This is a genomic window from Streptomyces sp. NBC_00210, from assembly GCF_045160975.1.
GTDB lineage: Bacteria > Actinomycetota > Actinomycetes > Streptomycetales > Streptomycetaceae > Streptomyces.
The window spans coordinates 2,747,461-2,758,797 of the sequence record NZ_CP108120.1; the positions used below are offsets into that span (position 1 = coordinate 2,747,461).

Annotated in this window: 9 protein-coding genes and 1 pseudogene; 5 read left to right on the plus strand and 5 right to left on the minus strand. The window is 68.9% G+C overall.

Annotated features, from left to right (window positions below; translation table 11 throughout):
• Positions 1-171 precede the first annotated feature (171 nt).
• Together OG729_RS12260 and OG729_RS12265 are read left to right on the plus strand one after the other, a co-directional pair.
• Entirely contained in the window at positions 172-1,020 is an 849-nt protein-coding gene (locus OG729_RS12260; protein WP_405805986.1) for a Scr1 family TA system antitoxin-like transcriptional regulator, read from the plus strand.
• A complete protein-coding gene (locus OG729_RS12265) occupies positions 980-1,267 on the plus strand; it encodes a DUF397 domain-containing protein (RefSeq protein ID WP_405805988.1) in 288 nt (95 codons plus the stop codon). Before OG729_RS12260 ends, OG729_RS12265 begins: the two co-directional genes overlap by 41 nt.
• 243 nt (positions 1,268-1,510) lie before the next feature.
• On the opposite strand, the pseudogene OG729_RS12270 reads toward OG729_RS12265, so the two are convergent.
• Positions 1,511-1,708: pseudogene (locus OG729_RS12270) on the minus strand (ATP-binding protein); the annotation flags it as partial.
• Positions 1,709-1,923: 215 nt separating this feature from the next.
• Here OG729_RS12270 and OG729_RS12275 point away from each other — a divergent pair.
• Complete coding sequence (locus tag OG729_RS12275) at positions 1,924-5,664, plus strand: hypothetical protein (RefSeq protein ID WP_405805989.1); 3,741 nt, start codon at positions 1,924-1,926, stop codon at positions 5,662-5,664.
• Entirely contained in the window at positions 5,661-6,077 is a 417-nt protein-coding gene (locus OG729_RS12280; RefSeq protein ID WP_405805991.1) for a DUF4279 domain-containing protein, read from the plus strand. The genes OG729_RS12275 and OG729_RS12280 overlap by 4 nt, the downstream gene beginning before the upstream one ends.
• Positions 6,078-6,157: 80 nt before the next feature.
• Here the strand turns inward: OG729_RS12280 and OG729_RS12285 are convergent, their stop codons facing one another.
• The 4 genes from OG729_RS12285 to OG729_RS12300 form a co-directional block, all read right to left on the minus strand.
• Positions 6,158-7,435, minus strand: a complete 1,278-nt coding sequence (locus OG729_RS12285; RefSeq protein ID WP_405805993.1) for a hypothetical protein — start codon at positions 7,433-7,435, stop codon at positions 6,158-6,160.
• A complete protein-coding gene (locus OG729_RS12290) occupies positions 7,425-7,979 on the minus strand; it encodes a DUF6114 domain-containing protein (protein ID WP_405805995.1) in 555 nt (184 codons plus the stop codon). Before OG729_RS12290 ends, OG729_RS12285 begins: the two co-directional genes overlap by 11 nt.
• A 97-nt stretch (positions 7,980-8,076) precedes the next feature.
• Positions 8,077-8,733, minus strand: coding sequence for a DUF6230 family protein (locus tag OG729_RS12295; RefSeq protein ID WP_360872103.1), 657 nt, complete (start codon positions 8,731-8,733; stop codon positions 8,077-8,079).
• A gap of 655 nt (positions 8,734-9,388) precedes the next feature.
• Positions 9,389-10,357: a tetratricopeptide repeat protein gene (locus OG729_RS12300; protein ID WP_360872106.1), complete on the minus strand. Its 969-nt coding sequence runs from the start codon at positions 10,355-10,357 to the stop codon at positions 9,389-9,391.
• 241 nt (positions 10,358-10,598) lie between these two features.
• Here OG729_RS12300 and OG729_RS12305 point away from each other — a divergent pair, with 241 nt between their 5' ends.
• Complete coding sequence (locus OG729_RS12305) at positions 10,599-11,234, plus strand: TetR/AcrR family transcriptional regulator (RefSeq protein WP_405805997.1); 636 nt, start codon at positions 10,599-10,601, stop codon at positions 11,232-11,234.
• Positions 11,235-11,337 lie beyond the last annotated feature (103 nt).

An 11,337-nucleotide genomic window follows, 5' to 3' on the forward strand; every position in this document is an offset into this window, starting at 1 on the left:
CAGGGGCACTCGACTCTCTGGCCCTCAGGCGAGGGCCACCCGGGAGTCGTCGACCGCCGCTGGTGGGCATTCAGTTGCTTGATTCATGTCACCAGCGTGGAGCGGCGCGGTTACGCTCGGCCATGACCGGAAACGTACGCCGCGAGGCCTTTGCTTGGGGGTGACCGCCGCGTGGTCAACATCCGCGACCTCGATCCCAGCGCATCACCGCTGGACTACTACGGCTCCGAACTGCGCCGCCTGAGAGAGGACGCCGGGCTGAAGCAGGGCGAGCTGGGCGTCAGTGTCTTCTGTACGGCGTCACTCATCGGCCAGATCGAGACCGCGCGGAAGGTGCCGACGCGGGACTTCTCGGAGCGCGTTGACGCGGCGCTGGGGACGGGCGGGGTGTTCTCGCGGCTGGTGGGGCTGGTGCTGCGGAGCCAGTTGCCGAGCTGGTTCCAGGCGTATGCGGAGATGGAGGCGCGAGCCGCGTACATCTCCACGTTCCAGGCGCAGTTGGTGTACGGACTGCTGCAGACGCCCGACTATGCGCGTGCGGTGCTCCAGGCTGGGTGGTCGGACCGGCTCGACGAGGCGGTGGCCGCGAGGATGGAGCGCCAGCGCATCCTGAACCGGGAGCGCCCGCCGCTGGTATGGGTGGTGCTGGACGAAGCGGTGCTTCACCGGCCGTTCGGCGGTCGAGACATCATGCGGAATCAACTGCTCCACTTGTTGGGCTTCCGGGATCAGCGTGAGGTCCGTATCCAGGTGCTCCCCTTCGATGCCGGTCAACACCCGGCGACGGTAGGGCCATTTACTGTCCTGAGGTTCGACGGAGACCCGGATATCGTCTACGCCGAGAGCTACGGCTCGGCTCATGTGACCGCCAACCCGGAGACCGCCAGGGACTGTGCCCACCGTTACGATCATTTGCAGGCCGCGGCCCTCTCGGTGGAGGACTCGACGGCACTGATCGCCCGCGTACGGGAGGAACGTTATGGGGACCAGCCAGGATCTGACCGGAGCGCTGTGGCGTAAGTCCAGCTATAGCGGAGGCACTGGCGGCGACTGCATCGAGTGCGCCCCACTCGGCGCCGCCTGCTGGCGCAAGTCGACGTACAGCGGAGGCACCGGCGGCGAGTGCATTGAGGTCGCCGCCCAGCCCTGCCGTATCGCCGTCCGTGACTCCAAGAACCCCGACGGCCCCGCCCTCACCGTCACCCCCGCCGCCTTCGCGGCCTTCGTCACGGCCGCCGTGGAGGGCGACCCGCACCTTTGGCAGTAGGGTGCGGGCCGCAATGCCGGGCGTAGCTCCGTCACCTGTTCCGCTCGACCGTGAGGCGGTAGGACCCGGAAGTCAGGCGTACGCGTGTCCCGTTCAGGACGCTACCTGCGCGCCATCAGTCCACCAGGTCCGACCAGATGTTGAAGTCACCGTCGTCGACGACGTCCTCACCGAGGCCGAGCTTCACGGCCCGGAGCAACAGCCGGAACCCGAGGTCCGTATCGACGTCCACCGCCTGTTCGCGTGGAAGTCCCGCCCGGGGACATGGCCGTGCCGAACAGCATTGGCTGTCAGCTCAGCCGCGAGAAGGCCGGCCCTCTCGTTGACGTCCGAGGCGCATGGATGACCCCAGCCGTCGAGCCGGTGAGACACCAGTCGCCGTGCGACATGAGCGCCGCGCGACGGCCCACGGCACTTTTCCCCGTCGGGTCCCCCATGCAATGATCAACTCGCCTTCGGGGGGAAGGTGGGGGAAGGGTGTGCCCAATGGGTGCCCCTGAGGGCTTTTCACTCTGACCAGAGTGGTTTTGACGACCCGTCAGACCAGCCGGGTTCCCTTATTCCGTGCTTCCTTCCTGGGCCGACCTTTTGCCGAGAAGACAGGCTGAGAAGTGCGAAAAAGAATGCTGCCAAGAAACAGACGCGCGAGACGCGCCTTGGCACGGGGAATCGCCGGCACCGCACTGGCAACCGCGTCCTCGATCCTGCTGGGCCTGGTGTACGCGGTACCCGCCCAGGCGGACGAGCCCGGGGACAATCCGACCGATCCATACCAGCGGACGGTACGGATCAGTCTGGGCGCGCAGGCCCGAAAGGACCGCTGCCAAGTGTCGCGGGGCGTGCACTACGGCGGTCCGGAGATGAAGACCGTCGCGAATACCGCCCTGTCGGGGACGGACGCGGATGTCCACGCGGCGATCAAGGACTGGAGCTTCGGCCCGGTCGGGCAGGCCATGGACCGGGACAAGGAGGCCGGCAACACCTACGCCGACTCCTTCAAGGCCCGCCAGGCCAAGCTCAATGAAACAAACAAGCCCTACGCCTCCGAGAACTCCTCGGGCGGACGGGACTACCACGCGCCGGAGTTCGGCGGGGACATCCTCGCCTTCACCTTCGGCAAGCAGCGTGACCTCTACTACAAGACGTTCGAGGAGGCCAAGCCGCTGCCCGGCAAGGCCTCCCTGGACAAAGCCAAGGAGGTCTTCGAGGCCTTCGACACCACTGACGACAGCTTCGGTGCTGCGTACAAGCCCTTCGCGGGCGAAGAGCTGTTCGGCGTCGCCGGCAAGGGCACGCCGGGCTCCGCCAATGACATCGCCACCTTCCTGCGGTTCGGTGGCTTCCTCAAGAAGGCTCCGGAGCCGGACTCGCCGGAGTTCCGGGCCGAGGTCGAGCAGCTGAAGGTCGCGTGGGCGGTCTGCGACAGCGCGAACCCCATCGACCACTACCGAGCCCTCTCCGGCGTTGTGCTCCAGGCCCACGCCGAGTGGGAGGCGGAGTACGCGTCCCAGGCGAAGCAGCGCGGCGAGATCGTCGCGGCGGAGATGGAGGCTGCCAAGCAGGCCCGCGCCGCCACGGAGGCGATGGTCGAGGCCATCCGGCAGGCGTGGCAGGCCGACCAGATCCTGTACTGGCAGAAGTACTGGGCCGCCCGGCCGGACAGCATCCTGCGCCCCAAGAAGGAGGTGTTCACCAAGGCCGCGGCCGACCTGACTGCCGCCCGCAAGGCCGCGGCTGCTCAGGTCCCGATCGCCGACAAGGCCGTGACTGCGGCGAAGACGGCGTCGGACAAGGCCGCCGCCGCGCAGACCGCCGCCTGGGGCATCGCGGACGCGGCCAAGACCCCCCGTGGCCGCGGACTCATGTACGGCCAGCAGTCGGTGCAGGTCACCAAGGCGTCGTACGCGGCCACGCAGGCGGCCGCGAAGACGGCCCTGACCGCGTCCAACGCGGCCAAGGCGACGGCAGCCGACAGCCAGGCGCTGCTGGCGCTCGCCCAGACGCAGTCGCACGCGCTGAACACCGAGTTCCGCAAGGCCGCGGCGCAGGAGGCTGCTGCTCAGGCGAAGGCGGCGGCTGCCGCGGCGGACGCGCAGGCGAAGGAAGCCGCGGCCAACGCCGCGAAGGCGAAGACCGCGCAGGCCACGGCGGAGGCCGCGGAGAAAACCGCGCAGACGGGCGCGGCCGAGGCGAAGAAGCAGCGCGGGATCGCCGAGAAGGAGAAGGCGAACGCGGCGCGGGAGCACGCCAACGCCACGCGTGAGCGTGAGAAGGCCGCGGCCGCCGAGCAGCGGGCCCAGACGGAACGCGACGCGGCGGGCCGGGCTCGCTCGGCGGCCGAATCCGCCGGGGCGACGGCGAGCGACAAGCGTGATGCGGCCGAAGCCGCCGAGGGCCGTGCCTATCTGGCACGGGACAAGGCCCAGGAAGCGGAGCGCAACAAGCAGGCAAGTGCGGCCAGGGCCGCGGCACTTGAGTCCGCTGCGGCTGCGGCCGAGGGCACAGCCGCCGCGGCCGAGACCCGGCAGGCGGCGACAGAGGCGCGTACCGCCGCCAATGAGGCCTCGTCGGCGGCGAGTCGGGCCCGTACCGCGGCCAACGAGGCGTCCACCGCGGCCGTGAACGCACGCGCAGCGGCGACCCGTGCCGAGGGCGCGGCCTCCCGCTCGCGTGCGGCCGCCGACAGCGCGTGGTCGGCGTACTTGACCACACATGCGGCGGCGGCGACGGCACATGCGGCCGCGGCCGATGCAATCGATGCGGCAGCGGCTGCCAAGACGAACGCCAGGAACGCCGAGGCCGAGGCGAAGAAGGCCCAGGCCGCGGCCGTCAAGGCGCGCCAGGAGGCTACGGGAGCGAAGGAGGAGGCGGCCAAGACCGCGGCCTGGGCCGCCAAGACGGCCGGTTTCGCCTTCGCCGCCGGTCAGGCCGCCACCGCCGCACGTGACGCGGCGACCGCTGTGACCAAGGCGGCCAACGAGGCCATCTCCATCGGCGCCCCCTACCAGGAAGCGGACTCCTCCGCCGCCTTCGCGGTCCTCGTCGGGCAGACGTCGAAGACGATGGCCGAGCAGCAGGCCGCCGCAGCCAAGGCGAAGTCCGACGAAGCCGCGAAGGCCGCCGCCGATGCGAAGGCTCTCGCGGACAAGGCAGCCGGAGACGCGAAGATCGCGGCACAGGCCGCGGCGGCGGCAGCGGCGGACGCGGCCAAGGCCCTGCAGTCCGTCGCGGCGGCTCGTGCCTCGGCGGCGGAAGCCGAGAAGGCGGCAGCTGCCGCCAAGAAGGCCGATGCCAACGCCCAGAAGTACGACCAACAGGCCGGTACCGACGCCGTATACGCGGGATTCGCGGCGAACGACGCCGAGACCGAGGCCGCGGCGGCAGACCGCGAGGCCACCGAGGCCGAGCGCGACGCGGCCAGTGCCCGGTCGTCGGCGAGCGCCGCCGAGGCGGACGCATCGAGCGCCCGCGACACCGCCACCCAGGCGGAGAAGGACGCGACGGCGGCGGACGAAGCCGCGACGAATGCCGACGGAGCGGCCAAGGACGCGGATGCCGCGGCCGACCGCGCCGAAGAGGCCGAGCGCAAGGCGATGGAGGAGGACCGCCGCAAGGCCATGGAAGCCGGAAGCACCGGCGTCCAGGGAGGTCCCGGTCAGCCGCTGTCCGCCGATGAGGAGGCGATCCTCCTCAAGGAGTGCGGTCAGAAGTGCGTGGATCAGTACCGCCAGGCCATGGCCGACGGCAACGCGGACGTCGTCGACTGGATCAAGGCCAATGGCGCGGACATCCTGCTCGAGGTTCTGGGCGTCAACAACGTCAGGCGCTGCTTCGGACAGGGTGACATCGAGAGCTGCCTGTGGGCGCTCGTCGATGTCGCGAGCCTGGTGGCCGTACTCGGCAAGATTCCGGCAGTCTCCAAGGCGATTGTCAGGGTGAGCAGCGGCGTCGTGCACTTCTTCGAGAAGGCTGAAGCGGGCAAGCGCCTCGTCACACAGTTCCGGAAGATCATCGAGCGCGTCCGCAAGACTCCCGAGTGCCGCCGGGTGCCGGCTGCCGCGGCGGCGAAGTCAGGTGTGCGAACTGCCGCGTTCGTCGGCGCACCTGCCTCCTCGGGCATGGTCGCCATGGGCGTACGCGCCCCCTCCTGCAGCTACATCCCGGGTGAAATCCCTTCACCGGAAGAGATCAACCGGGGCTCGCTGGTGAAGATCAGGGAGAAGCAGCTGGAGAAGGCACTCAAGACGATCGACGAGGACGCGCACTCGTTCAAGGAGGGGTACGTCGGAAGGGGCGTGTCCCGCTTCGACGCGTTCCGGGACAACATGAACCGCATCATTCTGCTGACCAAGGACGGAGTAGGCATGATCGTGACCAACGTCAGGTATCTGCCGTGAGCGTGTTCCGGATGTACGTGCGCGTGGTCAGCGGCACTCTGACGCCGGAGGACATCACCGAACGGCTGGGTGTACGACCGGACGAGGCGCACGCCGTCGGCAGCCGCCGCCGTCCGGAGCACCCTCCGCGCGCGTTCACCTCGTGGATACGGCATGCGGAAGCCCCGGTTCCTGAAGCACGGCCGGAGGATCTCGAACCCGTCGTCCTCGGCTGGGGGCCCGGCTTCGCCACCGCGCTCGGAGAACTCGCCGGAAACGGCGCCGAGGTGTCCCTCGTCATCGTGCAGCGGATCGAAGACATCGAGAGCACCGCGGCCAAGGGGATCTTCCTGGGGCCTCGCCTGATCGAGTGGCTGAGTTCCGCGCATGCGTCACTCGACATCGACCAGTACATCCACCACGACTGCCCGTGAGTTACTGACCGTCAGCCACACGACTGTGGGCCGCACCCCTGAGGGTGCGGCCCACAGCCCTTTCCGCGGCTCCCGGAAGATCAGATGCTGCCACCGGTGAAGTAGTTGTGCAGACCGGGCACCGTCAGCGTCCCACCGAACTGGCCCGCCTGCGTCACCTTCACGTTGGTGAAGAAGGCGAAGGGGACGTTCAGTGGCGGAGGCGTCTGTGGGCTGAACGTGATCGGGATGAGGCCGAAGAGGTTGCCCTTCAGCTCCTCCGTGTACATCGTGACTGTGCCGTTGCGGATCGTCGAGGTGGAGCCCTTCCTCGCCTCGACGTGCGAGGTGGTGCCCTTCGGGCCGACCACCAGCTGGTGCAGGTCCTTGATGTCCACGCCCGAAGCCGTGAACTTCAGTACCTTCTTGACCTTGCCGCTGCCCGTCTTCACCTCGACGATGCCCTTGTAGTCCAGGCCCGTCAGGGTCAGCTTCGAGCTCTCAAGGATCCACGGGTCGTCCGGGAGCAGCGGGATGCCCTGCTCCATGTCCGCTGCGGCCATGGCCTTGGGGTCCGAGGTCGGACACGGGAAGCGCGGCTTGGCGCCGTCCGGGATGTCCTCGTCCTTCTTGGGGTCGAGTCCCTTGACCGCGTCGTCGAGTTCCTCGGTCGTCGCACCTGCCTTGTCCGCCGCGTCCTTGATGGCGTCCTTGGCCTTGTCCGCCGTCCCGTCGACCGGGTCGGTGGGCTTGGTGGACGGCTCCTCGGACGGAGTCGCGGACGGCTTCGCCGTCGGCTCGTCGGTCGGCTTGGCGGTCTCGGAAGCGGTCGGCGTGGGGCTGGCCGTGGGCTCCTTGTCGGGGCCGTCGAACAGGTCCTTGAGCGCGTCGCCGAGACCCAGCGGGTCCAGCGGGTTCTTGGTCTCGGTCGCGGTCGGCGCCTCAGTCGCCTGCGCCACGGGCGCCTCGGCCTGTGCGGTCTTGCCCGCGTCGGCGGCCGACGGCGTCTCGGACGGCTGCGGCTCGTCCTTGTCAGCGGCCGACTCGCTCGCGGTCGGTTCGGGCTTCTGGGACGGCGACTCGGACGGCTTCGCCGAGTCGGAAGGCTTCGGGGACTCGGATTCCGCGGGCTCGTCCGACCGGGTCACACACGGCCCGGGGGCGAACGGAATGTCCTTGTCCTCGGCCAGTGCCAGCTTCGGGGTGAGCCCCATGCCCACGAACACGGCGGTCGGCATCGCAGCCAGGGCTATTGCCTTGCCGGCCGGCATCTGGAGCTTGGTCAGCAGCGACTTGCGGGGGGCCGCGTGCCGCGGCCCCTTTCTCGGCTGCGTGCCATCGCCTCCAGCCGTGGTCAGCGGTGTGACATCACCCGGCACTGTTCCTCCCGCCGTTGCCTTCGTCAATGGTCTTGTGCGTGTCCACGCCGTACGTGTCCCACTGCTCCGCTACGGGTGCCTGTGCGGGGTCGGGCGTGGGCTCCGGCTCCTCGGCCGGGGCCGACTGGGCGACAGGTTTCTTCTCCGGCACCCACGAGAGCGCGAGTGCACCGCCGATCAGGGAGAACAGGAAGCCGATCACGAAGCCGCCCAGGTTGGCGATCGGAATCGAGATCAGTGCCAGCAAAATCGTGGCGACACCCGCAAATACCCTGACGATGGGTTGGAGCCAGAGCGTCAGACCCAGCGTGACCAGCAGCACGCCGATGATCAGCGAGCCCGCGCCCGCGGTCGTCGACATGGAGAGCGTCATGTGGCCGAGCTTGAAGCTCGCGTACGGGAAGTAGGCGATGGGGATTCCGCCGAGCACGGTGAACAGACCTGCCCAGAAGGGCCGCTGCCCCCGCCAGGTGCGGAAGCCCCGCCGAATGACGCGAAGGTAGTGCTCGTCCCGCCCCGGTGACACTGCAGACTCGGCGCTCATGGAAAACAGCTCCCTGGAACTGGCGTTGCTCTGTGAAGAAGAAGGCGGGCGGGCGAGGCTGCCACAGGCTTCCCCGCCCGCCCTGACGGGATGACCGTCAGTAACACTCGATGCCGGCGCCCGAGCCCTTGAGCAGGCGCATGCTCAGACCGCTGAGCTTGAAGGTGCCGGCGGTGGTCGCCCACGCCTTCTGCTCGACACCGTCGAGCTCCGCGACCTCGGCCTGCTGCGCGAACCCGTTCTCGAGGTAGTTCTCGCGCGGCTTGATCTCCGGGCCCTTACCGCCCTTGGACGCGGCCGTGTCCCTGGCCGCGACGCCGATGTCGATGTTGGTGAACGTCGCATCGGCGTCCAGCTCGGAGACGTCGAGGTAGAGGTTCTTCGCCTGAACCGCTTCCTTGTCGCCGGCCTTCAGCTTCAGTGTGACCTTGCCGACGAACGGCACATCGGTCACCACGGACTGGCACATGTTGTTGATCGTGGCGTTCTGGAACGACGAGATCGCCACCGGGTGCGCGGTCTTCGCGTCACCCTTGACGTCGGCGTACCCCATGTCCACGCCGCCGTACTGCGCGAAGCCATGCCCCGTGAGGTGACCGGCCTTGACCTTGAACTCCTGGCCGGACACAGCGAAGGACGCTGCGAGCGCTCCCTGTGCCAGACCGACGCCTATCGCAGCCGTTGCGGCCACACTCGGCACCATGACAAGGGCGAACCGCTTCCATCTGGTTCCGCCCCGAGTCCCTGACTCCATGACTTTCCTCCTTCTCGGACGTACATCTCCGGTCCGGACCCTCAGGTCCGGCCTGGGATGGGAGAAGTGCTACGTCCTCGGGAAGGAGAGCGCCTGTACTTTCAGGCGCTTGCTGCGTCCGAAACACCGGCGATCACCCCCGAGCGACAACCACTGGTCGCGCCTGACGCATCACGCACAACCTGCCGGACAGGCCCCGCCGTTGAGCAGGAACCCCCCTGTCCGCGACCGGCGCCACTGCCGCCGGTCGACTCGGTGGGGACCCAACACCCCGCGGCACGGCTGGGGGCCGGGCTGGTGCGGTATTGGACCGAGCGTGGCCGATCGTGGTCCATTCCAGGCCGCGGCACAAGAGGCTTCGTTACCCACTAGTAACGGCCTGATAACCACGCAACGACCGGCTGATGTCGGGTGGCCACGCAGGGTGGAGCCAGGGGGTGAGCGGGAGGGGGAAATTGCCGCCAATAAGCGGACAGAACATACGGGTTGATTTACTGCGAGTAACACCGCGTGCGATTGCCAAGTTTTGGTAAAGCGGAGCCGCGTTTTGTCACTGTGTCGCCAAAACGGCGGCGGCATCCCACAGACGCCGCCGCCGCAAATCCGTCACACCAGGCGGAACCGTACCTTCCGCACAAGCATTTCAAACATCCGATCAGAAGAGCACGCGTGCCAGCGCCGAGCGCGCCGCCGTCACTCTCGGATCGTCCGGACCGACGACCTCGAACAGCTCCAGCAGACGCACCCGCGCGGCGTCCCGGTCCTCGCCCACGGTGCGGCGCACCGCCTCGACGAGCCGGCCGAACGCGTCCTCCACATGACCGCCGACCAGGTCGAGGTCGGCCGCGGCGATCTGCTTCGCCACGTCGGACGGGTTCTCGGCGGCCTCCTGGCGCACCTTCTGCGGGTCCATGTCCTTCACCCTGGCCAGCAGTTCGGCCTGCGCGAGGCCCAGCTTGGCCTCGCTGTTGCCGGGGTCGTCGGAGAGCACGTTCTTGTAGGCCTGGACGGCGCCGCCGAAGTCGCCGGCGTCCAGCGCCTGCACGGCCGCCTCCAGCAGGGCGTCGTACGGACCCGCCGGCACCGCGGCGGGGGCCGGCTCGGCCGTCGCGTCCCCGTCGACCGTGACACCGGTGAGACCGAAGCGCTCCTCGGCGACCTGGATCAGCTGGTCCAGCGTCTGGCGGATCTGCGCCTCCGGGGCCGCACCCTGGAAGAGCGGCAGCGCCTGTCCCGCCACCACCGCGAACACGGCCGGGATGCCCTGGACCCCGAACTGCTGCATCAGCATCTGGTTGGCGTCGACATCGACCTTGGCCAGCACGAAGCGGCCGTTGTACTCGGTGGCCAGCCGCTCCAGGAGCGGGCTGAGCTGCTTGCACGGTTCGCACCACTCGGCCCAGAAGTCGATGACGACCGGGACCTCGGTGGAGCGCTGGAGGACGTCGCGCTCGAAGGCGGCCTCATCGACGTCGATCACGAGGCTGGCAGGGGACACGGCACCGCCGCCGCCCTGCCGGGCGGACTCGGCGCGGGCCTGCTCCGCCTTGGCCTTGGCCTCACCGGCCGCCTTCACCGCGGCAAGGTCGACGACGCCGCTCATGGACATGTTCCTAGGCTGCATGAGTACATCCTCCCCCTTCCGCGCGCGCATGTGAAAAGTGCGGCCAAAAGCCCGCCGCACTGGCAAGAATGTTCGGCACCGGGTCCCCACCCGGCGCCTGTGGTTGTCGCTGCGAGTGCCCGGCTTTCGCCCAGCTTTTCGCTACAGGTCGTAGCGTAACTGTACGAGGCCGCACGCGTGTGAGATTCCTCCGGTGAACTGGCTCACAGCGATTCGCCTACCGGCCGGTATGGTCGGCCGCATGTGCAGCCACACCCGCCCCAAATCCCTGCGTACGGGTCGTACGGGACGTCCTCGCAGCATCGAGGCCGACACCGCGATCCTGGAGGCGACGCGCGCGGCGCTCGTGGAACTGGGCTGGTCGAAGCTGACGATGGGGGACGTGGCCACCCGCGCGGGAGTCGCCAAGACGACCCTCTACCGGCGCTGGGCGAACAAGAACGAGCTCGTCGTCGACGCCGTCGCCGTTCTCTTCGACGAGCTCGAACTCCCCGACCTCGGAAGCCTGATGGCCGATGTGGAAGGGGTGGTACTGCAGTTCGCGGCACTGCTCGCCCGGCCCGAGGCCAAGACGGCACTGATGGCGGTGGTCGCGGAGTCGACGCGGGACGACGCGCTGCGCGGCCGTATCCGCTCGACGATCGTGGACCGCCAGAAGCGGCTGGTACTGGAGGGCCGCGCCCGCGCGCAGGCCCGCGGCGAGCTTCCGTACGAGGAGGACGCGGACGCGGCGGCGCGCAATGCGGATCTGATCTTCGATGTGATCGCGGGAGCGGTGGTGCACCGGGCGCTGGTCAGCGCGGAGCCGGTGGACGAGGAGTGGGCGCGCAGCTTTACGACGCTGCTGGTGTCGGGGCTTGCCTCACTGGAGAACTGACGCCCGAGGGGGTGGGGGCGCCCACCGCACACCGGGCGGACAGGGCCACGGGGCCGACCTGCTGCCGGGCGGGCCTCGCCACGTACGGCCGACGCGGCGTCGC